Origin of the sequence: Enterobacter sp. BWH64 (genome assembly GCF_001037645.1) — a bacterium.
Classification (GTDB): Bacteria; Pseudomonadota; Gammaproteobacteria; order Enterobacterales; family Enterobacteriaceae; genus Enterobacter; species Enterobacter hormaechei_C.
Map to the genome: position 1 here is coordinate 306474 of NZ_KQ089922.1, position 25425 is coordinate 331898.

The window sequence follows — 25425 nt, forward strand, 5'->3', positions numbered from 1 at the left end:
TAATGCAGGTTTTTATTATCCTCTTATCATTCTCTGGCCGACACCCGAGTCGTTTCAGGCATTGCCATTACCCCCCCAGACTGCTAAAAGTTAATTTTTTGTTAATGGTAATAATCATGACTGCCGAATACACCGTCGTTGAATCTGTTCCTTCAGTCGAAGATTTTTGTCGCTTACGTAGCATATCGGGCTTGTCAGCACGACCGCCAGAGGCAGCCAAAGTGGGTTTGCCACGAAGCTGTTATGGCGTACACATTCTCTGGCAGGGAGTGCCTGTCGGTATGGGACGTATTGTTGGCGACGGAGCATTAAACTTCGAGATAGTCGATATTGCCGTCGATCCCGCTCATCAGGGGCGTGGCCTTGGCCGGCTCATTATGGAAAGCATTATTCACTGGCTGGACCGTCATGCTTACAAAGGCGCTTATGTCTCTCTGGTGGCTGATGTACCGGCACTCTACGCAAAGTTCGGTTTTGAATTAGTCCGGCCGGAAAGTGAGGGAATGGCGAGAGTCTGGGGGTAGTTGCAAGCCTCCTTGTTTAGCAACCCATAGCCGTGTTCAGACGACAGATCATCGAATACAGTAGCTCACTTATTCAGCTCCGTTATAGTGATGTCCTGCCAGGAAATCACCATTATCCAAATGGCAACTCGCGTAATCGCCCCATGCCCCCTATCCTGCTTGCCTGCATCTATGGGGGATTTATGGCTCGTTTTCTGTTTTGTAGTTTTGCGCTGGTTCTGCTGTATCCGTCCGGCATTGATATGTATCTGGTGGGGCTACCGCATATTGCCCGCGATCTGGGTGCCAGCGAGGCGCAACTGCACATCGCGTTTTCGGCCTACCTCGCGGGAATGGCGTCGTCGATGGTATTTGCCGGGAAAATCGCGGATAAAGCAGGCCGCCAGCCCGTCGCGATTACGGGTGCAGTTATCTTTGCGCTGGCATCAGTACTCTGTTCAGTGGCGCAGGAAAGCACAATGTTCCTGTCAGGACGTTTTATCCAGGGCATTGGCGCAGGCGGCTGTTACGTGGTGGCCTTTGCCATTCTGCGCGATACCTTGAGCGCCCAGCGCCGCGCTAAAGTGCTGTCGATGCTGAACGGCATTACCTGCATCATCCCGGTGCTGGCACCGGTTGTTGGCTACCTGATTATGCTTAAATTTCCGTGGCAGAGCCTTTTCTGGACCATGGCCGCAATGGGCGCCATCGTCTTTATCCTGTCCGTGTTGGTGCTGAAAGAGACCCATCCCGGTTCGCAACAGCCATATCACACCGCAACCCTCCATCCGGCTGAAAAGCTGATGAATCGCTTTTTCCTGAGTCGGCTGACAATCACCACGCTTAGCGTGGCGGTGATCCTTACCTATGTAAACGTTTCCCCGGTGTTGTTGATGGAGACGATGGGCTTCGATCGCGGTGAGTATTCGACGGTGATGGCGCTAACCGCGATGGTCAGCATGGCGGTCTCATTCTCCACGCCCTTTGCGCTCAACATCTTCCGCCAGCGCACGCTGATGCTCGCCTCACAGACGTTGTTTCTCGCCGCAGGCGTGATCCTCGCGACTGCCACCTCACATGCTGTAATGCTGGTGGGCATTACTCTGATCTGCGCCGGATTCTCCGTCGGCTTTGGTGTGGCGATGAGTCAGGCGCTTGGCCCGTTTTCGCTGCGGGCTGGCGTGGCAAGCTCGGTGCTGGGCATTGCGCAGGTCTGCGGTTCGTCACTGTGGATTTGGCTGGCGGCGGTGATCGGCCTTAACGCGCTGAATATGCTGATCGGGGTTCTGATTGGCTGTAGCATACTCTGCATTACCTTACTTATGGTCATCCAGCCCGCGGCGCACTATGAAGAAGCCCATCAGCAGTCTCGATCTTAATCTTTTACTTTGCCTGCAACTTTTGTTGCAGGAGCGCAGCGTCACCAAAGCCGCGAAGCGGATGAACGTGACGCCGTCCGCGGTGAGTAAATCGCTGGCGAAGCTGCGCGACTGGTTCGACGATCCGCTGTTTGTAAAAACGCCTTTAGGGCTACTGCCCACGCCGCTGACGGTGAGTCTGGAACAGGATTTGGCCGACTGGATGCAGATTGGCAACCAGATCCTCGATAAATTCCACCATAGCTCTCCTGGCGGGCTTAAGTTTGTGCTCGCCGCCGAAACACCGCTGATGCTGATCCGCTTTAATACCCTGCTGGAGCAGGTGAATGAACGCTACCCACAGGCGACGGTGAAGCTGCGCCAATGGGATTACGATTCGCTGGACGCCATTACGCGCGGAGAAGTGGATCTGGGCTTCACCGGGCGTGAAACGCACCCTCGCTCGCGCGAACTGCTAAAGCTGATGCCGTGGTTTATCGACTACGAAATCCTGTTCAGTGACCGTCCGTGTGTGTATTTGCGCGAGGATCATCCCGCGCTCCATGAAGCGTGGGATCTGGAGACGTTTCTGCGCTACCCGCATATCAGCATCTTCTGGGAACGCAGCGACACCTGGGCGCTCGACGAGGTGCTAAGAGAGATGGGTCGGGAGCGTAACATCGCCATGAGTTTGCCCGGTTTTGAACAGTCGATGTTTATGGCGGCCCAGCCGGATCACAACTACATTGCCACTGCGCCGCACTACTGCCATCACTACAATCAACTCCACCAGCGTAATCTGGTCTGTCTGCCCATTCCCATCGATGAGGCGCAGGCAGAAAAGCTCACCGTCCCCTTCACGCTGATCTGGCATAAACGGAACAGCCATAATCCGAAAATCCTCTGGCTGCGCGAGACGATCAAAGCGCTGTATACCGCACCAGGTCAGGTTTTTGCCTAAGATAATGTAAAGTTCGGTGCTCAGGCTTCTCTTATTTCCATTTACTGATTAAAACAGAAGCTGAGTTAAGCGATAATCATGTAACCGTTTAACCGACTACGACCATTATCAAGGAGCGAAAAATGGCTACGCACTTTGCACGAGGAACATTAACGGAAGGGCATCTCGTATCGGCCAGACTTTCTTCAGCCTGTCACAGTGAGGCGCTCAAACTACCTGAACACCGCAGGACGCGGTTTTTAGCTTCCAGAGCGCTCCTCGCAGAACTGCTTTTTATGCTCTACGGCACCAGCGAATTACCGGACATACTCACCCAGCCAGAAGGTCGCCCGGTTTTTGCGGACCCGGCACTCCCCCATTTTTCCATTGCGTACACCGGCAACATTGTTGGCGTCGCGCTGACGACGGAAGGTGATTGCGGCCTGGATATGGAGCTACAACGCGTCACGCGCAGCTTCCATGGTGCTAATGCGCTCGATGAATACCCGCTCTCCAGCAATGAGAAGCTGTGGATACGTAACCAGAACGATCCCGTTGAAGCCAGAGCGCAGCTCATCACCCTTCGCCAGAGCATCCGCAAACTGAGCGGCGCGGCGTCAGACGACGCCAGCCTGTTGCAGCTGCTCCCCGGCTCCGGACGCCTGCGCGCGACAAAAGCCTCGCTGGTAGAGGCACTCTGCGACGCTGAGGACGTACTGATCTGGTCCGTTGCGGTGACCCCCGCCATCGAACGGCTGAAAATCTGGGAGTTTGACAGCACTCGCGGTTGGCGTAGTCTTCCGGATGTACCTGAGCGCGCGAACGAGCCCGCCGCGCGCCTGATGCGATTAACCAGTTTACCGGCAGAAAAAGCATACACCCATAGCTGATCCGTCCAGGATCATCATGATGAAACAGGAGTAATCATGTCTGATACGTTGAAAGTTGTTACGTTACTGGGAAGCCTGCGCAAAGGTTCTTTTAACGGGATGGTTGCCCGTACGCTGCCGCAGCTGGCGCCTGCGGGAATGGAGATCAGTGCCCTGCCGTCCATTGGCGACATCCCGCTTTATGATGCTGACGTTCAGCAGGAAGAAGGGTTCCCGCAGAGTGTGGAAGCGATAGCCGAGCAAATCCGTCAGGCTGACGGCGTGGTGATTGTGACGCCTGAGTATAACTACTCGGTGCCGGGTGGTTTGAAGAACGCCATTGACTGGCTGTCCCGTTTACCGGAGCAGCCGCTGTCTGGTAAACCTGTGCTGATCCAGACCAGCTCAATGGGCGCCATCGGCGGCGCGCGCTGCCAGTATCACCTGCGTCAGATCCTGGTGTTCCTGGATGCGATGGTGATGAACAAGCCGGAATTTATGGGCGGCGTGATTCAGAACAAGGTCGACCCGCAGACGGGTGAAGTGGTGGATCAGAGTACGCGTGACCATCTCTCTGGCCAGCTGACCGCGTTTGGGGATTATATTAAGCGGGTGAAGGCCTGATAAAAAAGCCCGGTGGCGCTAGCGCTTACCGGGCCTACACTCGTCAGTAGGTCAGGTAAGCGAAGCGCCACCTGACACCACCAGCATCTTAGTGTGCATCAATAAACACAATCTTCAGCACAAACAGCAGCGCCACAATAATCACGCACGGGCTAAGTTCGCGGAAGCGGCCGGTACCGATCTTCATCACGCAGTAAGAGATAAAGCCCAGCGCGATACCTTCGGTGATCGAGAAGCTGAACGGCATCATCACCGCGGTAATAAATGCCGGAACGGCTTCCGTCAGATCTTCCCACTTCACGCGCGCCAGGCTTGAGGTCATCAGCACGCCGACGTAGATCAGCGCGCCGGCTGCCGCGTATGGTGGCACCATCCCCGCCAGCGGAGAGAGGAAGATCACCAGCAGGAACAGCAGACCCACAACTACCGCCGTCAGGCCGGTACGACCGCCCACGGACACACCGGAAGAGGATTCAATGTAAGCGGTAACAGACGAGGTACCGATGAAAGAGCCTGCAACGGAAGAGATGCTATCCACATACAGCGCCTGCTTCATGCGCGGGAATTTGCCTTTTTCATCTGCCAGACCCGCTTTGTCGGTCACGCCAATCAGCGTACCGGAGGAGTCAAACAGGTTGACCAGCATGAAGGAGAAAATCACCCCGGCCAGTCCCAGGTTCAGCGAGCCCGCCAGATCAACGTGGCCAATCACGGTAGAGACGCTCGGTGGCGCAGAGACAATACCGTTGTAATGCACGTCACCCAGCATCCAGCCCAGCAGCGTGGTCACAATGATAGAGACCAGCACCGCAGCATGGATGTTGCGCGATGCCAGGATCGCGATGATAAAGAAGCCCAGCACGCCCAGCAGCACGCTGTGAGAGGTCAGGTTACCAATGCTCACCAGCGTTTCCGGGTTCGCCACGATAACGCCAGCGTTTTTCAGCCCCATCATGCCGATGAACAGACCGATACCGCTGGTGATGCCCACGCGCAGGCTCACGGGAATGTTCGCAATCATCCAGTAGCGCACGCGGAAGATGGTCAGCAGCAGCAGGCCGACCGCGCCCCAGAAAATAGCGCCCATCCCAACCTGCCACGGCAGGCCCATCGCCTGAACCACCACGAACGCAAAGAACGCATTCAGACCCATTGCCGGGGCCAGCGCCACGGGCAGATTAGCGAAAACGCCCATCAGGATGCTGCCAAGGGCCGCGATCAGACAGGTGGTTACAAAGACGGCGCTGGTGTCCATGCCAGCCACGCCCAGAATTTGCGGGTTAACGAAAACGATATAGACCATCGTCAGGAAGGTAGTAAAACCGGCGATCACTTCGGTGCGTGCCGTTGTGCCGTGCTCGCGCAGTTTGAACACGCGCTCAAGCAGCCCCTGACCAGATGTCTGGGTAGTGTGTTGTTGACTCATCATCAATTTCCGAACAAGGAGGGAAAATTCGTCGCTATCCTATACCAAAATGCGACAATAGTGGCGGTTACGGGATACTTTTTTCATTGATTTTGCTTATACGGCAACGATTGCGTCCCGGTGAACTGCCGTACGAAAACGTTAAACTTGTTAAAAGGGAAAGGCATGTCCGGAATTGAAGCGGTATTTTTCGACTGTGACGGTACGCTGGTCGACAGTGAGGTCATTTGTTCCCGCGCGTATGTCGCCATGTTCCAGGAATTTGGTATTACGCTCGATCTCGAAGAGGTGTTTAAACGCTTTAAGGGCGTGAAGCTGTACGAGATCATTGACATCATTAACGAAGAGCACGGGGTGGATCTGGTGAAAGCGGATCTGGAACCGGTGTACCGCGCCGAGGTCGCACGCCTCTTCGACGCCGAGCTGGAAGTTATCGCCGGCGCTAACGCGCTGCTGGATGCGATGACGGTGCCGATCTGCGTAGTCTCTAACGGACCGGTCAGCAAAATGCAGCACTCGCTCGGCAAGCTGGAGATGTTGCACCACTTCCCGGAAAAACTGTTCAGCGGCTACGATATCCAGCGCTGGAAGCCCGATCCGGCGCTGATGTTCCACGCGGCGAAGGCGATGAACGTCAACGTGGAGAACTGCATTCTGGTGGATGACTCATCTGCCGGCGCGCAGTCAGGGATTGATGCGGGGATGGAGGTGTTTTACTTCTGCGCCGATCCGCACAACAAGCCGATCGACCATCCAAAAGTGACAACCTTTACCGATCTGGCGCAACTGCCAGCGTTGTGGAAGGCGCGCGGGTGGGATATTACGCGTTGAATTAACGTAGGGCGGGTAAGCGTTAGCGCCACCCGCCACACATATCACTCTTTCGGATCTTTACCCGCCAGCAGCTTGTCCAGCTCGTCGCCGCCCACGTGTCGGAAATCCTGCCCCTTCACGAAATAGAAGATGTATTCGCAAATGTTCTGGCAACGGTCACCGATACGCTCGATGGAGCGCGCACAGAACAGCGCGGTCAGTACGCTTGGAATGGTACGAGAATCTTCCATCATGTAGGTCATCAGCTGACGCACAATGCCTTCGTATTCCTGGTCAACTTTCTTGTCTTCACGGTAGATACGGACCGCTTCGTCCAGATCCATGCGCGCGAAAGCGTCCAGCACGTCGTGCAGCATCTGCACGGTGTGGCGCCCGAGAGACTCCAGGCTCACCAGCAGCGGCTGGTGCTGCTGGGAGAATTTCTCCAGCGCGGTACGGCAGATTTTATCCGCCACGTCACCGATACGCTCCAGCTCGGCGATGGTTTTGATGATCGCCATCACCAGACGCAGGTCGCTCGCCGTCGGCTGACGCTTCGCAATGATGCGCACGCAGGCTTCGTCGATGGCGACTTCCATCATATTGACGTTGTGGTCGCCTTCAATAACGCGCTTCGCCAGCTCGCTGTCCTGGTTGTGCATCGCCGTGATCGCATCAGAAAGCTGCTGCTCGACCATGCCGCCCATGGTCATCACCTGGGTGCGAATGCTTTCCAGCTCTGCGTTAAACTGGCCGGAAATGTGTTTATTAAGATTGAGGTTGTCCATGGTTTCTCCACATGCACTAAGGCAAATCAACCGTAGCGGCCAGTAATATAATCTTCAGTTTGTTTCTTCGCCGGACGGGTGAACAGCGCGTCCGTATCGCTGAACTCAATCAACTCGCCCAGGTACATAAACGCCGTGTGGTCAGAACAACGTGCAGCCTGCTGCATGTTGTGGGTCACGATCACCACGGTGTAATCCTGCTTCAGCTCGGTGATCAGCTCTTCGATACGCCCGGTTGAGATCGGGTCCAGGGCTGAGCACGGCTCATCCAGCAGCAAGACTTCCGGGCGAATGGCGATACCGCGCGCAATGCACAGACGCTGCTGCTGACCACCGGAGAGAGAGTACCCGCTCTGGTGAAGTTTATCTTTGGTTTCGTTCCATAATGCGGCCTTGGTCAATGCCCACTGCACGCGCTCGTCCATATCCGCACGGGAGAGCTTCTCAAACAGACGCACACCAAAGGCGATGTTGTCATAGATCGACATCGGGAACGGCGTGGGTTTCTGGAAGACCATCCCCACTTTCGCACGCAGCAGGGCGATATCCTGGGTATTGGTCAGGATGTTGTCACCGTCCAGCAGAATTTCACCTTCTGCGCGCTGCTCCGGATAGAGCGAATACATTTTGTTAAAGGTGCGCAGCAGCGTGGATTTGCCACAGCCGGACGGACCGATGAATGCCGTTACCTGGTTCTTCGCGATATCCAGATTGATATTCTTCAGGGCATGGAATTTGCCGTAGTAGAAGTTCAAATCACGAACCTGAATCTTACCCGGGGCAGTATCAACCATACTCATTGACTCATTTCCTCATTCGGCGCCGCGAGCTGCCGCGCCGTAAAAATTTAACCGTGTTTCTTCTTCGCGAAAATGACGCGCGCCAGAATGTTCAGCAACAGTACGCAAAGGGTGATGATCAGCACCCCGGCCCAGGCCAGCTGCTGCCATTCCGCGAATGGGCTCATCGCAAATTTAAAGATCGTCACCGGCAGGTTGGCGATCGGCTGCATCATGTCCGTGCTCCAGAACTGGTTGGAGAGGGCGGTAAACAGCAGCGGTGCGGTTTCACCGGCGATACGGGCGATAGCCAGCAGGATACCGGTCATGATCCCCGAGACGGACGCTTTCAGGGTGATCGCCGAAATCATCTTCCATTTCGGCGTGCCCAGCGCGTAAGCCGCCTCACGCAGGCTGTCCGGTACCAGTTTCAGCATGTTTTCAGTGGTACGAATAACGATAGGCACCTGCAACAGCGCCAGCGCAATCACACCCGCCCAGCCGGAGAAGTGTTCCATTTGCGCCACCACGATGGTGTAAACAAACAGACCTACCACAATCGACGGGGCAGAAAGCAGAATGTCGTTAATGAAGCGGATGACTTCAGCGATCCAGGACTTGCGGCCATACTCCGCCAGATAGATACCCGCCATGATGCCCAACGGCGTACCGAAAACGGTCGCCCACAAGATCAGCAGGCCGCTGCCCGCAAGGGCGTTTGCCAGACCACCACCCGCCGTGTTCGGCGGCGGCGTCATCTCGGTGAACAGCGCCAGGGACATTCCATCAATACCCCGGGTGATGGTGGACATCAGGATCCAGATCAGCCAGAACAGGCCGAACGCCATCGTCGCCATGGAAAGCGTCAGCGCAATACGGTTTTTAATCCGGCGCTTTGACTGCATTTTGCGACGGGATTCCGCAAGCTGAGCGGTGTTTTGCATGTCGAGAGTCGCCATTAGCGTGCCCCCTCGTTTTTAGCCAGACGCATAATCATCAGCTTGGAGATAGCCAGCACAATAAAGGTGATAACAAACAGGATCAGGCCCAGTTCCATCAGCGCCGCGACGTGCAGCCCGGATTCCGCTTCGGCAAATTCGTTCGCCAGCGCAGAGGTAATACTGTTCCCCGGCATATAGAGCGAGGCGCTGTCGAGCTGGTAGGTGTTGCCGATGATAAAGGTGACCGCCATGGTTTCACCCAGCGCGCGGCCTAAGCCCAGCATAATGCCGCCAATCACCCCATTTTTGGTGAACGGAAGGACGATGCGCCAGATAACTTCCCAGGTGGTGCAGCCGATGCCGTAGGCCGACTCTTTCATCATCACCGGGGTTTGTTCGAAGACATCGCGCATGACCGCCGCAATGTACGGAATAATCATGATGGCGAGGATCACACCTGCCGCCAGAATACCGATACCGAATGCCGGGCCGGAGAACAGCGCTCCCACAAACGGAATGGCAGAGAGAACGTTACCGACCGGCTCCTGGAAGTACGTCGCAAACAGCGGCGCGAAGATAAACAGGCCCCACATGCCGTAAACGATACTTGGGATGGCCGCCAGCAGTTCAATGGCGATACCCAGCGGACGTCGCAGCCAGCCTGGCGCCAGTTCCGTCAGGAACAGGGCAATACCAAAGCTCACCGGAACCGCAATCAGCAGGGCGATAAAAGAGGTCACCAGCGTGCCGTAAATCGGCACCAGCGCACCGTAAATATCGTTCGGCGCATCCCACTCTTTGGTCCACAGGAAGGCGAAACCAAATTTTTGAATGCTCGGCCAGGAGGAGAAAATCAGGGACACGATAATGCCGCCCAGCAGCAATAGCACAATCAGCGCAGCCAGTTTCACCAGCGCGCTGAAAATCATGTCACCTTTTTTACCCGGAGGGTTAAATGCAGGCTTGGTTGCAGCCATAAATTACTCTTCTTTATGAGACGTCTTACGAATATGCCCGGTGGCGCTGACGCTTACCGGGCCTACAGGATGAACCGTAGGGCGGGATCGCTGCGCGCCACCCGCCATCTTCGTTAAATATATCCTGTTAGTACAGCGCTTTACCGCTGCTGTCTTTCACGTTGGTTTTCCATGCAGCACGGATCTGCTCAACCACGCTGTCTGGCAGGCTGGCGTAATCCAGATCGTTAGCCTGTTTGCCGCCATTTTTGTATGCCCAGTCGAAGAACTTCAGCACTTCAGCACCCTGCTCAGGCTTCTTCTGCTCTTTGTGGACCAGAATGAAGGTGGTAGACGTGATAGGCCATGCATCGTCGCCTTTCTGGTTGGTCAGGTCCTGCGCGAAGGATTTGCTCCAGTCAGCGCCTTTCGCGGCGTTGGCGAAGTTCTCTTCGGTCGGGCTAACCGGTTTGCCGTCGGCAGAAACCAGTTTGGTGTAAGCCAGGTTGTTCTGCTTAGCGTAAGCGTATTCTACGTAACCGATGGAGCCTGGCAGACGCTGTACGAAGGCTGCGATACCGTCGTTGCCTTTACCGCCCAGACCGGTTGGCCAGTTAACGGTAGAGCCGGAACCGACTTTAGATTTCCACTCTTCGTTCACTTTCGCCAGGTAGCTGGTGAACACGAAAGAGGTACCAGAGCCGTCAGCACGACGAACCACCGCGATATTCTGCGAAGGCAGCTTAACGCCCGGGTTCAGCTTAGTGATGGCTTCGTCATCCCATTTTTTGATTTTGCCCAGGTAGATGTCACCCAGGGTTTTGCCGTCCAGCACCAGCTCGCCTGATTTCAGGCCAGGGATGTTAACAGCCAGCACAACGCCGCCGATCACGGTCGGGAACTGGAACAGGCCTTCCTGATTCAGTTTCTCATCAGACAGCGGAGCGTCGGATGCGCCGAAATCAACGGTATTCGCGGTAATTTGTTTTACGCCACCGGAGGAGCCGATACCCTGATAGTTGACCTTGTTACCGGTCTCTTTCTGGTAGGTATCCGCCCATTTGGCATACACCGGCGCAGGGAAGGTTGCACCAGCGCCAGTCAGGCTTGCTGCTGCAAAGGCAGAGAAAGCGCTCATCGATAAGGTCGCGGCGACAACAGTTGCGACAGTGGTACGCATAACTTTCATAATGTCTCCTGCAAGGATTTCGTAAATCATTGTTTAAGTGGCTACGATGAGCAAAATAGGACAAACAGGTGACAGATAAATGTACGAAATATGACAGTTTTATGACAAAGAAAGTTTCACTTAAAGAAAACCAAAAAGATCTTTAATTCTCATCCACTTAAATGGGAACGTGACGGCAGGATTTCAGTAATATTTTCTTTATGTGACACTGAAAAAATAGCTGAAAATGACAGGTTGTCATAAAAAAAACTCCACCCGAAGGTGGAGTCTGAAGGAGTTATTCTACGGTAACAGACTTCGCCAGATTTCGCGGCTGATCAACGTCGGTGCCTTTGATCAGCGCGACGTGATAAGCCAGCAGTTGCAGCGGAACGGTATAGAAGATCGGCGCAATCACCTCTTCCACATGCGGCATCTCGATGATGTGCATGTTGTCGCTGCTGGCGAAACCGGCATCTTTATCCGCAAAGACGTACAGAACACCACCACGGGCGCGCACTTCTTCGATGTTAGATTTCAGTTTTTCCAGCAGTTCGTTGTTCGGTGCCACCACGATAACCGGCATATCCGCGTCGATCAGCGCCAGCGGGCCATGTTTCAGTTCACCTGCCGCGTAAGCTTCAGCGTGAATGTAAGAGATCTCTTTCAGCTTCAGTGCGCCTTCCAGCGCAATCGGATACTGATCGCCACGCCCCAGGAACAGGGAGTGATGTTTGTCAGAGAAATCTTCCGCCAGCGCCTCAATGCGTTTGTCCTGAGACAGCATTTGCTCGATACGGCTCGGCAGCGCCTGAAGGCCATGCACAATGTCGTGTTCAACGGAGGCATCCAGACCTTTCAGACGCGCCAGTTTCGCCACCAGCATCAGCAGAACGGTTAACTGAGTGGTAAACGCCTTGGTGGAAGCCACGCCAATTTCAGTACCGGCTTTGGTCATCAGCGCCAGATCGGATTCACGTACCAGCGAAGAGCCCGGCACGTTACAGATGGCCAGCGAGCCCAGGTAACCCAACTCTTTAGACAGACGCAGCGCCGCCAGGGTATCAGCCGTTTCGCCAGACTGAGAAAGGGTGATCATCAGGCTGTTACGACGCACCGCAGATTTGCGGTAGCGGAACTCAGACGCGATTTCCACATCACACGGCACGCCCGCCAGGGATTCAAACCAGTAGCGCGAGACCATACCGGAGTTATAAGAGGTACCGCAGGCCACGATCTGAATGTGCTCGACTTTGCTCAGCAGTTCGTTGGCATTGGCGCCCAGCTCGCTCAGATCCACTTCACCATGGCTGATGCGACCGGTCAGGGTGTTTTTAATGGCGTTTGGCTGTTCGTAGATCTCTTTCTGCATGTAGTGACGGTAAGCGCCTTTGTCGCCCGCGTCGTATTGCAGGTTTGATTCGATCTCCTGACGCTTAACCTGCTCGCCTTTCGTGTCGAATACGGTCACGCTGCGACGTGTCACCTCGGCAATGTCTCCCTCTTCCAGGAAGATAAAGCGACGGGTAACCGGCAACAGCGCCAGCTGGTCGGAAGCGATAAAGTTTTCACCCATGCCCAGACCAATCACCATCGGACTACCGGAACGCGCGGCCAGCAGCGTGGACGGGTCGCGGGAATCCATGATCACCGTACCGTAAGCACCACGCAGCTGAGGGATAGCGCGCAGCACCGCATCACGCAGTGTACCGCCCTTTGCCAGCTCCCAGTGCACCAGGTGAGCAATCACTTCGGTGTCGGTTTCAGAGACGAAGGTATAGCCGCGCGCTTTCAGTTCTTCACGCAGCGGTTCGTGGTTTTCGATAATGCCGTTATGCACCACCACGATGTGTTCAGACACATGCGGGTGTGCGTTGCCTTCAGATGGCTCACCGTGGGTCGCCCAGCGGGTATGTGCAATACCGGTGCCACCGTGCAGCGGATGTTCTTCCGCAGCCTGGGCCAGCATCTGCACTTTACCGAGACGACGCAGACGGGTCATATGACCTTCTGCATCGACCACAGCCAGACCGGCTGAGTCGTAACCACGATATTCCAGACGACGTAAACCTTCGAGAAGGATTTCAGCAATATCACGCTGCGCAACTGCGCCAACAATTCCACACATAGTTAGATTTCCTGATTATGGCGTTATGCCATGCGTTGTCGCTGACCTGTATTTGCCCTTTCCGGGCGCCCCGAGCCTTGTAGAGAGTGGGGTTATTTTTATGGGTACTGCTTGTGGGGGGAGATATATATTTATCTCCTCTCCCGGGTTTGCCTGATGTCGGCTACGCCTTATCAGGCCTACTCAATCGTAGGGCGGGTTAGCATAGCGCCACCCGCCTTGTTGTTACTTCTTCTTCACCGGGCGTTTCCAGCCCTGCTTGCTGACCTGCGGCACACGGCTTAACACCAGCTCGTTCTCGGCCACATCGCGCGTAACGGTTGTCCCGGCGGCAATGGTCACGCCTTTGCCCACGGTGACAGGCGCCACCAGCTGGGTATCGGAGCCTACAAACACATCATCACCGATGATGGTTTTAAACTTATTGGCACCGTCATAGTTACAGGTGATGGTTCCAGCACCGATGTTTACGTTGTCGCCAATTTCCGCATCGCCCAGATAGGTCAAATGACCGGCTTTCGAGCCCTTACCCAGACGCGCTTTTTTCATTTCCACAAAGTTACCTACGTGAGCGCCTTCCAGCAGCTCAGCGCCCGGGCGCAGACGCGCAAACGGGCCGATGGTACATGCCGCCTCAAGATGGGCATCTTCCACCACGCTGTACGGGCTGATTTCGCAGTCGTCACCGATCACGCTGTTTTTAATCACGCAGCCAGAGCCGATTTTGATGCGGTTGCCCAGCGTGACGTTACCTTCCAGGATAACGTTAGTATCTATTTCAACGTCGCGCCCATGGGTCAGCGTGCCACGCAGATCGAAACGCGCCGGATCGCGCAGCATAACGCCCGCGAGCAACAGCTTTTCTGCCTGCTCGGACTGATAAATACGCTCCAGGCGAGAAAGCTGGAGACGGTTGTTTACCCCGTCCGTTTCGCTGATGCGAGCCGGGTGAACGGCGGCAATCTCACGCCCTTCCTGGTAAGCCATCGCAATGATGTCGGTGATGTAGTATTCACCCTGCGCGTTGTTATTGTTGAGTCTGGACAGCCAGCGCTTCATATCCGCACCGTTCGCAATCAGGATGCCGGTGTTGATCTCCTGAATCTGGCGCTGTTCGTCAGTGGCATCTTTATGCTCAACAATCCCGGTTACCTTGCCGTTTTCACGCGTAATGCGGCCATAGCCGGTTGGATCGTCCAGCACGACGGTCAACAAACCGATGCCGCCCTGCGGTTTGGCTTCACGCAGGCGAGTGAGGGTTTCAACGGAGATCAGCGGGACGTCGCCGTAGAGCATCAGGATATCTTCATCATCAGAGAAGAAGGGTGCAGCCTGCTGCATCGCATGGCCTGTACCCAACTGTTCTGCCTGTAGCACCCAGTTGAGATTGTCATCACGCAGCGTTTTTTTCAGCAGGTCGCCGCCATGTCCATAAACCAGATGCACCTGGCTGGCGCCCAATTCATTCGCTGCATCAATAACATGCTGAACCATTGGCTTTCCTGCCAGCGTGTGGAGCACCTTAGGCAGATCGGAATACATGCGGGTACCTTTGCCTGCGGCAAGGATCACCACGCTCATCGCACTGTTTAACATACGCATCCTGACGGTAGTTTGTGTGAGAAGTAAAAACGTTTGATGCTTAAAATTCTACATCTTTTTCATCATGAATTAAGGCCGAAAAAAAAAGCCAGCCTGGGATCCAGACTGGCTTTTTGTGCTTTTCAAGCCGGTGTTACATCGCTTTTTTGGTCAACTCGATAACGCGCAGTTTCGCGATCGCTTTGGCCAGCTCCGCAGACGCCTGAGCGTAATCCACGTCACCATGAGAGCTGCTAATGTGCTCTTCAGCCTTACGCTTCGATTCCAGGGCTCGCGCTTCGTCGAGATCCTGGCCACGTATAGCGGTATCGGCCAGAACGGTCACACTGCCTGGCTGCACTTCAAGAATGCCGCCGGACAGATAGATAAACTCTTCATGACCGAACTGTTTAACGATGCGGATCATACCAGGCTTAATGGCGGTGAGCAGCGGTGCGTGACCCGGGAAAATACCCAGTTCACCTTCACTACCCGTTACCTGGATTTTCTCGACCAGACCAGAGAACATTTGTTGCTCTGCGCTGACGACGTCCAGGTGGTAAGTCATTGCCATATCACCCTCCGATTAAGGCGTTAAAGTTTTTTGGCTTTTTCCACGGCTTCTTCGATGGAACCAACCATGTAGAACGCCTGCTCTGGCAGGTGATCGTATTCGCCTTCCATGATGCCTTTAAAGCCACGGATGGTGTCTTTCAGGGAAACGTATTTACCAGGTGCACCGGTGAATACTTCCGCAACGAAGAACGGCTGGGACAGGAAGCGCTGGATCTTACGCGCACGTGCTACCACCAGTTTGTCTTCTTCAGACAGTTCATCCATACCCAGGATGGCGATGATGTCTTTCAGTTCCTGATAACGTTGCAGCAGGGACTGTACGCCACGCGCGGTGTCGTAGTGCTCCTGGCCAACAACCAGTGGATCCAGCTGACGGCTGGTGGAGTCCAGCGGGTCAACGGCCGGGTAGATACCCAGAGACGCGATCTGACGGCTCAGTACCACGGTTGCATCTAAGTGAGCAAAGGTGGTGGCTGGGGATGGGTCAGTCAAGTCATCCGCAGGTACGTATACCGCCTGAACGGAGGTGATAGAACCGGTTTTGGTAGAGGTGATACGTTCCTGAAGAACACCCATCTCTTCCGCAAGCGTAGGCTGATAACCTACCGCTGAAGGCATACGACCCAGCAGTGCAGATACTTCAGTACCGGCCAGGGTGTAACGGTAGATGTTATCAACGAACAGCAGAACGTCACGACCTTCGTCACGGAACTTCTCAGCCATGGTCAGGCCGGTCAGCGCAACGCGCAGACGGTTTCCTGGTGGCTCGTTCATCTGGCCGTAAACCAAGGATACTTTATCCAGAACGTTGGAGTCGGTCATTTCGTGGTAGAAGTCGTTACCCTCACGAGTACGTTCACCCACGCCCGCAAACACGGAGTAACCGGAGTGCTCGATCGCGATGTTACGGATCAGCTCCATCATGTTTACGGTTTTACCTACACCCGCACCACCGAACAGACCGACTTTACCGCCCTTCGCGAACGGACACATCAGGTCGATAACTTTGATGCCGGTTTCCAGCAGTTCCTGAGAGCTGGACAGCTCTTCGTAGGAAGGTGCCGCGCGGTGGATAGCCCAACGCTCTTCTTCACCGATGTCGCCTTTCATGTCGATTGGCTGACCCAATACGTTCATGATACGACCCAGTGTTGCTTTACCTACCGGGACTTCGATCGGGTGCTCAAGGTCTTTTACTTCCAGACCACGACGCAGACCGTCGGAAGAACCCATGGCGATGGTACGCACGATACCGCCGCCGAGCTGCTGCTGAACTTCCAGCACCAGGCTCTCGTTACCATTCTGTACCTCAAGCGCGTCGTACACGCGTGGTACGGCGTCCTGAGGGAACTCGACGTCCACCACGGCGCCGATTACCTGGACAATCTTTCCAGTAGCCATCTTGAATCCTCTACGTAATTCGTAAACCTGGTTAAACCGCGGCGGCCCCCGAGACGATCTCGGTGAGTTCCTGAGTAATGCTGGCCTGACGAGCTTTGTTGTAAACCAACTGCAGCTCTTTAATCAGGCTGCCGCCATTATCGGTCGCGGCTTTCATCGCCACCATTCGTGCGGCCTGCTCGCTGGCCAGGTTTTCTACAACGCCCTGATAAACCTGAGATTCAACGTAACGACGCAGCAGGGTATCCAGCAGCGGTTTCGGATCGGGTTCATACAGGTAATCCCAGGCTTTCTGTTTCAGCTCGTCATCTTCTGATGCCGGTAACGGCAGCATCTGAGTGAGCGTAGGCACCTGAGACATGGTGTTAATAAATTTGTTGCTGACAACGTACAGTCTGTCCAGACGGCCTTCATCGTAGGCCTGCAACATCACTTTAACCGGGCCGATCAGTTCGGACAGGGACGGGTTATCACCCATACCGGTCACCTGAGCGACAATGTTGCCGCCAACGGAGTTAAAGAAAGAGACGCCTTTAGAGCCAATCAGTGCCAGATCGCACTGAACGCCTTTATCGGACCAGCCTTTCATATCCGCCAGCAGTTTTTTGAACAGGTTAATGTTCAAGCCGCCACACAGACCACGGTCAGTCGACACCACCAGGTAGCCCACGCGCTTAACGTCGCGTTCTTCCAGGTAAGGGTGCTTATATTCCAGATTACCGTTCGCAAGGTGACCAATCACTTTGCGCATGGTCTCTGCATAAGGACGGCTGGCCGCCATGCGATCCTGCGATTTACGCATTTTGGAAGCGGCGACCATCTCCATCGCTTTAGTGATCTTTTGCGTGTTCTGGACGCTTGCGATCTTACTACGTATCTCTTTTGCGCCGGCCATGAGCTTCTCCTCAATGCCAGACGGCTTGTCCTGAGACAAGCCGCCGGACGATTACCAGGATTGGGTTGCTTTGAAGGAATCGAGGATAGCTTTCAGCTTGCCTTCGATTTCGTCGTTATAGCCACCGGTCTGGTTGATCTCTTGCATCAGCGGAGCGTGATCACGGTCGACGTAAGCCAGCAGAGCGGCTTCGAAGCTACCGATTTTCGCCAGTTCCACATCTTCGAGGTAACCGCGTTCAGCCGCGAACAGTACCAGGCCCTGCTGAGCAACAGACATTGGCGCGTACTGTTTCTGCTTCAGCAGCTCGGTCACTTTCTGACCGTGGCTCAGCTGTTTACGGGTTGCTTCGTCCAGATCGGATGCGAACTGAGAGAACGCAGCCAGTTCACGATACTGTGCCAGCGCGGTACGGATACCACCGGACAGTTTCTTGATGATCTTGGTCTGAGCAGCACCACCCACACGGGATACGGAGATACCCGGGTTAACCGCCGGACGAATACCGGAGTTAAACAGGTTGGTTTCCAGGAAGATCTGACCATCGGTAATGGAGATTACGTTGGTCGGAACGAACGCAGAAACGTCACCCGCCTGGGTTTCAATGATCGGCAGAGCGGTCAGAGAACCTGTTTTACCCTTCACTTCACCTTTGGTGAAGTTCTCGACGTATTCCGCGTTAACGCGGGAAGCACGCTCCAGCAGACGAGAGTGGAGGTAAAATACGTCGCCCGGGAATGCTTCACGTCCTGGTGGACGACGGAGCAGCAGGGAAACCTGACGATAAGCAACGGCCTGTTTAGACAGGTCATCGTATACGATCAGCGCATCTTCACCGCGGTCACGGAAGTATTCGCCCATTGCGCAACCGGCGTATGGCGCCAGGTATTGCAGTGCAGCAGATTCAGACGCGGTTGCTACCACAACGATGGTGTTAGACAGTGCGCCGTGCTCTTCCAGTTTACGAACCACGTTGGAAATGGTGGACGCTTTCTGGCCGATAGCCACGTATACACATTTGATGCCGGAATCACGCTGGTTGATGATGGCGTCGATTGCCATCGCGGTTTTACCGGTCTGACGGTCACCGATGATCAGTTCACGCTGACCACGCCCGATTGGGATCATGGCGTCAACGGACTTATAACCCGTCTGCACTGGCTGATCAACGGACTGACGGTCGATAACGCCTGGTGCGATAACTTCGATTGGGGAGAAGCCATCGTGCTCAACCGGACCTTTACCGTCGATTGGCGCACCCAGGGTGTTAACAACGCGACCCAGCAGGCCACGGCCAACCGGTACTTCCAGAATACGGCCAGTACACTTAACCTTCATGCCTTCGGCAAGGTCAGCGTATGGACCCATCACAACGGCACCTACGGAGTCGCGCTCCAGGTTCAGTGCGATAGCGTAACGGTTACCCGGCAGGGAAATCATCTCACCCTGCATACAATCGGCCAGGCCGTGGATGCGGATAACACCGTCACTTACAGAAACAATAGTACCTTCGTTGTGAGCTTCACTCACAACATTGAACTGAGCAATGCGCTGCTTGATCAGTTCGCTGATTTCGGTGGAATTCAGTTGCATGCTCCAGTCCCCTTAAGACTGCAAGACGTCTGCAAGGCGCTCAAGACGGCCGCGTACGCTGCCATCAATGACCATATCACCCGAGCGGATGATTACGCCTGCCATTACAGACTTATCGATTTTGCAATTCAGCTTAACTTTGCGTGACAGACGTTTTTCCATCGCGGCGGTGATTTTCGCAAGCTGTTCGTTACTCAGTTCAGTCGCAGAAGTTACTTCAACTTCAGCGGTAGCTTCACTAAGGGCACGTAAGTGCTCAAACTGCTCGAGAACATCCGGGAGCACACGGAGACGACCATTTTCCGCCATCACCTTAATCAGGTTCTGGCCGTTGGCATCCAGTTGCTCTCCGCACACGGCGATAAACGACGCGGCGAGGGTTTCAGGCGCTAACGCACCAGAAAGCAACTCGGCCATTTGTTCGTTTTTCGTCACCTCAGCGGCAAACGCCAGCATATTCTGCCAGCGATCGACATTTTGGTGTTCGACAGCAAAGTCAAAAGCTGCTTTGGCGTAGGGGCGAGCTACCGTAACAAATTCAGACATCAGCCCCTCCCTCCTTACAGTTCAGCGACAAGTTTGTCCACGATGTCGCTGTTAGCAGCTTCATCCACGGAACGTTCGATGATCTTCTCGGCGCCAGCAACAGCCAGAATCGCAACCTGCTTACGCAGTTCTTCACGAGCACGTTTACGCTCAGCTTCAATTTCAGCCTGAGCCTGTGTCACGATCTTAGTACGTTCCTGTTCTGCTTCAGCTTTGGCTTCGTCCAGGATCTGAGAACGGCGTTTGTTAGCCTGTTCAATGATTACCTGAGCTTCAGCTTTCGCTTTTTTCAGCTGGTCTGTCGCGTTGGCCTGTGCAAGGTCCAAATCTTTCTTAGCGCGTTCTGCGGAAGCCAGACCGTCAGCAATTTCTTTCTGACGTTTTTCGATGGCAGCCATTAAAGGCGGCCATACATACTTCATGCAGAACCAGACAAAGAGAATAAACGCGATGGCCTGGCCGAGGATTGTTGCGTTCATGTTCACAGCACAATACCTCTTAAATTTCTGTGGCTTGGGGTTTTAAAACAACTACTACGCGACAGCAAACATCACGTACAGACCCAGACCTACAGCGATCATTGGGATTGCATCCACCAGACCCATAACGATAAAGAACTGAGTACGCAGCAGAGGAATCAGATCAGGTTGACGCGCTGCGCCTTCCAGGAATTTGCCCCCGAGGATGCCGATACCGATCGCAGCACCGATAGCCGCCAGACCCATCATCACAGCGGCAGCCATGTACAGCAGATCCATATTCAGGTTTTCCATGACAGTCTCCAGTTTGTTTCAATTAAAACGTAGTAGTGTTGGTAAAAAATCAGTGCTCTTCAGACGCCATCGACAGATAGACGATCGTCAGAACCATGAAGATAAAGGCTTGCAGCGTAATGATCAGGATGTGGAAAATGGCCCATGGCACATTCAGAATCCACTGTGACCACCACGGCAGAAGACCCGCGATCAGAATGAAAATCAGCTCACCCGCATACATGTTGCCGAACAGTCGCAGACCCAGTGAAACAGGTTTGGACAGCAGGCTAACGCCTTCCAGGATCAGGTTGACCGGAATAAACGCCCAGTGGTTGAACGGCTGCAAGGTAAGCTCTTTCACAAAGCCGCTTACGCCTTTCATTTTGATGCTGTAGAACAGAATGAGGATAAATACGCCCAGCGCCATAGACAGGGTGATGTTCACGTCGGCAGACGGAACCACGCGCAGTGCAGGCAGGCCGAGTACGTGCTCACCGATCCAAGGTAAGAAATCGATAGGCAGGAGGTCCATCAGGTTCATCAGGAAGACCCAAACGAACACGGTCAGGGCCAGCGGAGCAATCAGTTTGCTCTTACCATGGTACATGTCTTTCACGCTGCCATGGACGAAGCCGATGATCATCTCGATGAACGTCTGGAATTTCCCTGGAACACCGCTGGTCGCCTTTTTAGCAACGCTGCGGAACATGGCCAGGAACAGAAGACCCAAAACCACCGAGAAGAACATGGAGTCGATGTTGATCGTCCAGAAGGTGGCCGGGGGGTTATGTGGATCCACCAGCGAGAATGTACGCAGGTCCAGCTGAAGGTTATTCAGATGGTGACCTATGTAATCCTGCGGCGTCATATTTTCTGAAGCCATGATGCCTTTTACCCTTTGTTATTGATTACAGCTGGAGCCAGAACTTGTACCACCAGCACCAAAACCCACGTTGCTATCAGCGGCATGAATACCACTTTCAAAACCGCCAGCGCCATCACCAGTAGAGCAAAGGTCAGCAACACCTTACACACTTCGCCGAGAGCGAAGGACCAGGCCACGCGGCCTTTGGCGGGTGTATGCGCCTGATGACGCCAGGCAAAAATCATAAACAACACGTTTGGCAGAACCACCGCCAAACCTCCGCACGCGGCGGAGATGCCCCAGAAGGGGTCTTTGAGGCTAAACAGCAGTCCACTTGCTATCACAGCCAGAAACTGAATGAACAGAAGCTTACGAGCAACGTTTCTACTCAAGAGCGACACAGACATCACGTTTTTACTCCTGCTCCCTTCGAGGTATGCCGCGTGTCGTATAAAACGTCCTTTAAGGCTCAGAGTCAAGCATCAAAAAGCGGTCAAATTATACGGTGCGTACCCGTGATTTCAAACATTAAGTAGCGAAAAGGTGAATAAATGTTTAAATATTTTTCCCCAGTCCTATTTTTCAACTTTTGACCTAAGTGCCGACCTTCAGGCAAAACTGCAAACAGCGCGGAAACGTTGGTGATAAAGCGTGCACGAGATCACAAAATACACATTTGCGATAAAGTGGTATTTATCAAAGACGTAAAACGATTTATTTCATCTGTATGAAATTAAAGCAAAAAAATCGCAACTATTTTTAAAACAGAGCCGTATACAACAAAAACCTTTTATTGACATTCTTAATAAATATTTAACATTCCATTCTTGTTGCCTTTACCCACTTTTAGCAGGCTGATATTTTCATGGTTGATTATCCTCAGAGTGAACAACTCACTTCAGGTTAACCATAAGAAAACCCATGGTAACAACAAGGTTAAATTAACAACGGCCAAAACAGACGGGATGTGCTGCTTTTTAACACGATCAGAACAGCACAAATTCCACATTTTTTATTAATTTTTAAAAAGTGTTTGGCTTAATTATCACCAGATGACGCTCACCTTCGAGCTGAGGGATCTGAAGTTTCTCAATGGATTCGACAGCAAAACCGTCCGGAAGCTGCTCGATTTCGTCCCCCGGAAGTTGCCCTTTCAGCGCATAAAAACGCCCCTTCTCCGCCGGCAGGTGTTTGCACCAGCTCACCATGTCATTGAGTGACGCAAATGCGCGGCTGATAACGCCGTCAAACGGTGGCTCAGCCGGGAACTCCTCTACCCTGCTCTGCACGGGCGTGATGTTTTCCAGCTTCAGCTCATGCTGGACCTGGCGTAAAAAGCGTACGCGCTTACCCAGGCTGTCCAGCAGCGTGAATTGACTCTCCGGTCGAACAATAGACAACGGAACGCCCGGCAAGCCCGGGCCGGTGCCCACGTCGATAAAACGTTCCCCGTTCAGATATGGCGCCACGACGATGCTATCGAGAATATGACGAATCAGCATCTCGTTGGGATCGCGTACGGAGGTGAGGTTGTACGCTTTATTCCATTTGTTCAGCATATCGACATAGGCCACCAGCTGATTTTTCTGGTGATCGGTGAGCGAAATACCTGCCTGTTCCAGCAGACGAGAGAGTTTATTGAGCACGGTGGATACCTGTTGAGAAACTTAAGTGGCGGGTGGCGCTTCGCTAACCCGCCCTACGGGTTCAGTAGGCCCGGTAAGCGCAGCGCCACCGGGCAATTTTCAGAGCATTACGCGCTGCGGCGCAGCATACCCTGCTTTTTCAGCCACACCAGCAGAATCGAAATCGCGGCAGGTGTGACGCCGGAGATACGTGAGGCCTGGCCAATCGACACAGGTTTGTGATCGTTTAGCTTAGTGATCACTTCGTTGGAAAGGCCCGTCACCTGACGATAGTCCAGCATTTCCGGCAGCAGCGTGTTTTCGTTGCGCTGCTGTTTTTCGATCTCATCCTGCTGACGCGCGATGTAGCCTTCGTATTTCACCTGGATCTCGACCTGTTCAGCCGCTTCCGCGTCTTCAAGGCCCGGCGCGAACGCGGTCAGTTTGACCAGATTCTCGTAAGTGACTTCAGGACGACGCAGCAGATCTTCCCCGCTGGCTTCGCGCGACAGCGGTGCTGTTAAGTGAGCGTTTACTTCGGCAGCGGTTTCCGCCTGCGGATTCACCCAGGTGGTTTTCAGGCGCTGACGTTCCTGTTCGATACGCTCCAGCTTCTCGTTGAAGCGCGCCCAGCGTTCGTCATCCACCAGACCCAATTCACGGCCCACCTCAGTCAGACGCAGATCGGCATTGTCTTCGCGCAGCATCAGGCGATATTCCGCACGAGAAGTAAACATGCGGTACGGTTCTTTGGTCCCCAGCGTGCAGAGATCGTCGACCAGAACGCCCAGGTAAGCCTGAGAACGCGCCGGTGCCCAGCCCTCTTTCTCGGCAGAGAAGCGAGCGGCGTTCAGACCGGCCAGCAACCCTTGTGCGGCAGCTTCTTCGTACCCGGTGGTACCGTTAATCTGGCCTGCGAAGAACAGACCCTGGATGAATTTGCTTTCCAGCGTCGGCTTCAGGTCGCGCGGATCGAAGAAATCGTACTCAATAGCGTAGCCAGGACGAACGATCTTCGCGTTTTCCATGCCCTGCATTGAACGCACAATCTGCATCTGCACGTCGAACGGCAGGCTGGTGGAGATGCCGTTTGGATAAATTTCATTTGAGGTCAGCCCTTCCGGCTCCAGGAAGATCTGGTGCTGGTTACGATCGGCAAAGCGCATCACCTTGTCTTCGATCGACGGGCAGTAGCGCGGGCCGATCCCTTCGATCACACCGGCATACATTGGGCTGCGATCGAGGTTATTGCGGATCACGTCATGGGTTTTCTCGTTGGTATGCGTGATGTAGCACGGTACCTGCTGCGGATGCTGAGCCGCATTGCCCATGAACGAGAACACCGGCATCGGGTTATCGCCGTGCTGCTGTGCCAGCACGCTGAAATCAATGGTGCGCGCGTCAATACGCGGCGGTGTACCGGTTTTCAGGCGGCTGACGCGCAGCGGCAGTTCACGCAGACGACGTGAAAGTGGGATAGACGGCGGATCGCCAGCACGGCCACCGCTGTAGTTATCCAGGCCAATATGAATTTTTCCGTCCAGGAATGTCCCGACGGTCAGCACAACCGCTTTTGCGCGGAACTTGAGCCCCATCTGGGTTACGGCACCCACGACGCGATCGTTCTCGACGATAAGATCTTCAACTGCCTGCTGGAAGATCATCAGGTTCGGCTGGTTCTCCAGCGCGGTGCGCACAGCCTGACGGTAAAGCACGCGGTCTGCCTGTGCACGGGTGGCGCGAACAGCCGGACCTTTACTCGCGTTTAGTATCCTAAACTGAATGCCCGCATGATCGATCGCTTTCGCCATCAGGCCGCCAAGTGCATCCACTTCTTTTACCAGGTGTCCTTTCCCAATGCCGCCAATCGCCGGATTACAGGACATTTGTCCCAGCGTGTCGATATTGTGTGTCAAAAGCAGGGTCTGCTGACCCATTCGCGCTGCGGCCATTGCGGCCTCAGTGCCTGCGTGACCCCCGCCAATGATGATGACGTCAAAAGGATCCTGATAAAACATGGTGGTCTGCCTCGCGTAAAGCGGTATGAAAATGGATTGAAGCCCGGGCCGTGGATTCTACTCAACTTTAGTCTTTCGAGAAAGCATTGGGATCCTGGGCTATTAAAAAGAAGATCTTTTTATTTAGAGATCTGTTCTATTGTGATCTCTTATTAGGATCGCAGACCTTTGTGGATAAGTCCGATCCCATAAATAAGATCATGCAGTTAGGAAGGATCGTTTGCTGTGAATGATCGGTGATCCTGGACCGTATAAGCTGGGATCAGATCGCCACTTT

At 54.1% G+C, this 25425-nt stretch carries 25 protein-coding genes; 6 read left to right on the forward strand and 19 right to left on the reverse strand.

The features are described 5' to 3' along the window. Window positions 1-116 precede the first annotated feature (116 nt). From SK50_RS01490 to SK50_RS01510, 5 genes are all read left to right on the forward strand, one after another. Complete coding sequence (locus SK50_RS01490) at window positions 117-524, forward strand: GNAT family N-acetyltransferase (protein WP_045343935.1); 408 nt, start codon at window positions 117-119, stop codon at window positions 522-524. A gap of 182 nt (window positions 525-706) precedes the next feature. Continuing rightward, complete coding sequence (locus tag SK50_RS01495; protein WP_017694030.1) at window positions 707-1882, forward strand: MFS transporter; 1176 nt, start codon at window positions 707-709, stop codon at window positions 1880-1882. Then, window positions 1851-2822: an HTH-type transcriptional regulator YidZ gene (gene yidZ, locus SK50_RS01500; protein WP_026094354.1), complete on the forward strand. Its 972-nt coding sequence runs from the start codon at window positions 1851-1853 to the stop codon at window positions 2820-2822. The genes SK50_RS01495 and yidZ overlap by 32 nt, the downstream gene beginning before the upstream one ends. A 122-nt stretch (window positions 2823-2944) precedes the next feature. After that, window positions 2945-3691, forward strand: coding sequence for a 4'-phosphopantetheinyl transferase family protein (locus SK50_RS01505; RefSeq protein WP_017694032.1), 747 nt, complete (start codon window positions 2945-2947; stop codon window positions 3689-3691). A 36-nt stretch (window positions 3692-3727) separates the two neighbouring features. Then, window positions 3728-4294 carry an NADPH-dependent FMN reductase gene (locus SK50_RS01510; protein WP_003861147.1) on the forward strand — a complete coding sequence of 189 codons (567 nt, stop codon included), beginning with the start codon at window positions 3728-3730 and terminating at the stop codon, window positions 4292-4294. Window positions 4295-4382: 88 nt separating this feature from the next. Here SK50_RS01510 and adeP read toward each other — a convergent pair whose 3' ends face one another. Beyond that, window positions 4383-5720 carry an adenine permease AdeP gene (gene adeP / locus SK50_RS01515; RefSeq protein WP_017383704.1) on the reverse strand — a complete coding sequence of 446 codons (1338 nt, stop codon included), beginning with the start codon at window positions 5718-5720 and terminating at the stop codon, window positions 4383-4385. A 165-nt stretch (window positions 5721-5885) separates the two neighbouring features. On the opposite strand from adeP, the gene yieH reads away from it, so the two are divergent. Then, window positions 5886-6551: a 6-phosphogluconate phosphatase gene (yieH, locus tag SK50_RS01520; RefSeq protein ID WP_017383705.1), complete on the forward strand. Its 666-nt coding sequence runs from the start codon at window positions 5886-5888 to the stop codon at window positions 6549-6551. Between the two features lie 44 nt (window positions 6552-6595). Here the strand turns inward: yieH and phoU are convergent, their stop codons facing one another. The 18 genes from phoU to mnmG form a co-directional block, all read right to left on the reverse strand. Then, on the reverse strand, window positions 6596-7321 hold the full coding sequence (gene phoU, locus SK50_RS01525) for a phosphate signaling complex protein PhoU (protein ID WP_003861153.1): 726 nt from the start codon (window positions 7319-7321) through the stop codon (window positions 6596-6598). 26 nt (window positions 7322-7347) lie between these two features. Then, on the reverse strand, window positions 7348-8121 hold the full coding sequence (gene pstB / locus SK50_RS01530) for a phosphate ABC transporter ATP-binding protein PstB (protein ID WP_003861154.1): 774 nt from the start codon (window positions 8119-8121) through the stop codon (window positions 7348-7350). Window positions 8122-8168: 47 nt separating this feature from the next. Continuing rightward, window positions 8169-9059 (reverse strand): phosphate ABC transporter permease PstA, encoded by an 891-nt coding sequence (gene pstA, locus SK50_RS01535; protein ID WP_003861156.1) that lies wholly within the window; start codon window positions 9057-9059, stop codon window positions 8169-8171. Next, window positions 9059-10018: a phosphate ABC transporter permease PstC gene (pstC, locus tag SK50_RS01540; RefSeq protein ID WP_015570141.1), complete on the reverse strand. Its 960-nt coding sequence runs from the start codon at window positions 10016-10018 to the stop codon at window positions 9059-9061. Before pstC ends, pstA begins: the two co-directional genes overlap by 1 nt. Window positions 10019-10145: 127 nt before the next feature. After that, window positions 10146-11186: a phosphate ABC transporter substrate-binding protein PstS gene (gene pstS, locus SK50_RS01545; RefSeq protein WP_017383706.1), complete on the reverse strand. Its 1041-nt coding sequence runs from the start codon at window positions 11184-11186 to the stop codon at window positions 10146-10148. Window positions 11187-11463: 277 nt separating this feature from the next. Then, window positions 11464-13293 (reverse strand): glutamine--fructose-6-phosphate transaminase (isomerizing), encoded by a 1830-nt coding sequence (glmS, locus tag SK50_RS01550; protein WP_023298944.1) that lies wholly within the window; start codon window positions 13291-13293, stop codon window positions 11464-11466. 225 nt (window positions 13294-13518) lie between these two features. After that, window positions 13519-14889: a bifunctional UDP-N-acetylglucosamine diphosphorylase/glucosamine-1-phosphate N-acetyltransferase GlmU gene (gene glmU, locus SK50_RS01555; RefSeq protein WP_045341231.1), complete on the reverse strand. Its 1371-nt coding sequence runs from the start codon at window positions 14887-14889 to the stop codon at window positions 13519-13521. A 139-nt stretch (window positions 14890-15028) separates the two neighbouring features. Then, complete coding sequence (locus tag SK50_RS01560) at window positions 15029-15448, reverse strand: F0F1 ATP synthase subunit epsilon (protein WP_006177560.1); 420 nt, start codon at window positions 15446-15448, stop codon at window positions 15029-15031. Between the two features lie 20 nt (window positions 15449-15468). Continuing rightward, on the reverse strand, window positions 15469-16851 hold the full coding sequence (gene atpD, locus SK50_RS01565) for a F0F1 ATP synthase subunit beta (RefSeq protein WP_015570150.1): 1383 nt from the start codon (window positions 16849-16851) through the stop codon (window positions 15469-15471). 31 nt (window positions 16852-16882) lie between these two features. Further along, complete coding sequence (gene atpG / locus SK50_RS01570; RefSeq protein WP_003862364.1) at window positions 16883-17746, reverse strand: F0F1 ATP synthase subunit gamma; 864 nt, start codon at window positions 17744-17746, stop codon at window positions 16883-16885. Window positions 17747-17797: 51 nt separating this feature from the next. Beyond that, window positions 17798-19339, reverse strand: coding sequence for a F0F1 ATP synthase subunit alpha (gene atpA / locus SK50_RS01575; RefSeq protein WP_003862367.1), 1542 nt, complete (start codon window positions 19337-19339; stop codon window positions 17798-17800). A gap of 12 nt (window positions 19340-19351) precedes the next feature. Continuing rightward, window positions 19352-19885 (reverse strand): F0F1 ATP synthase subunit delta, encoded by a 534-nt coding sequence (gene atpH, locus SK50_RS01580; RefSeq protein ID WP_015570151.1) that lies wholly within the window; start codon window positions 19883-19885, stop codon window positions 19352-19354. A 14-nt stretch (window positions 19886-19899) separates the two neighbouring features. Then, a complete protein-coding gene (gene atpF / locus SK50_RS01585; RefSeq protein ID WP_003862370.1) occupies window positions 19900-20370 on the reverse strand; it encodes a F0F1 ATP synthase subunit B in 471 nt (156 codons plus the stop codon). A 48-nt stretch (window positions 20371-20418) separates the two neighbouring features. Then, complete coding sequence (gene atpE / locus SK50_RS01590; RefSeq protein WP_000429386.1) at window positions 20419-20658, reverse strand: F0F1 ATP synthase subunit C; 240 nt, start codon at window positions 20656-20658, stop codon at window positions 20419-20421. Between the two features lie 49 nt (window positions 20659-20707). Continuing rightward, the gene (gene atpB, locus SK50_RS01595; protein ID WP_003862373.1) at window positions 20708-21523 is read right to left on the reverse strand and encodes a F0F1 ATP synthase subunit A; all 816 of its coding nucleotides are present in this window, start codon (window positions 21521-21523) and stop codon (window positions 20708-20710) included. Window positions 21524-21531: 8 nt separating this feature from the next. After that, window positions 21532-21912, reverse strand: coding sequence for a F0F1 ATP synthase subunit I (gene atpI / locus SK50_RS01600; protein ID WP_003862375.1), 381 nt, complete (start codon window positions 21910-21912; stop codon window positions 21532-21534). 615 nt (window positions 21913-22527) lie between these two features. Then, entirely contained in the window at window positions 22528-23151 is a 624-nt protein-coding gene (gene rsmG / locus SK50_RS01605) for a 16S rRNA (guanine(527)-N(7))-methyltransferase RsmG (RefSeq protein WP_017694037.1), read from the reverse strand. A 107-nt stretch (window positions 23152-23258) separates the two neighbouring features. Further along, window positions 23259-25148 (reverse strand): tRNA uridine-5-carboxymethylaminomethyl(34) synthesis enzyme MnmG, encoded by a 1890-nt coding sequence (mnmG, locus tag SK50_RS01610; protein ID WP_045343936.1) that lies wholly within the window; start codon window positions 25146-25148, stop codon window positions 23259-23261. Window positions 25149-25425: the final 277 nt, after the last annotated feature.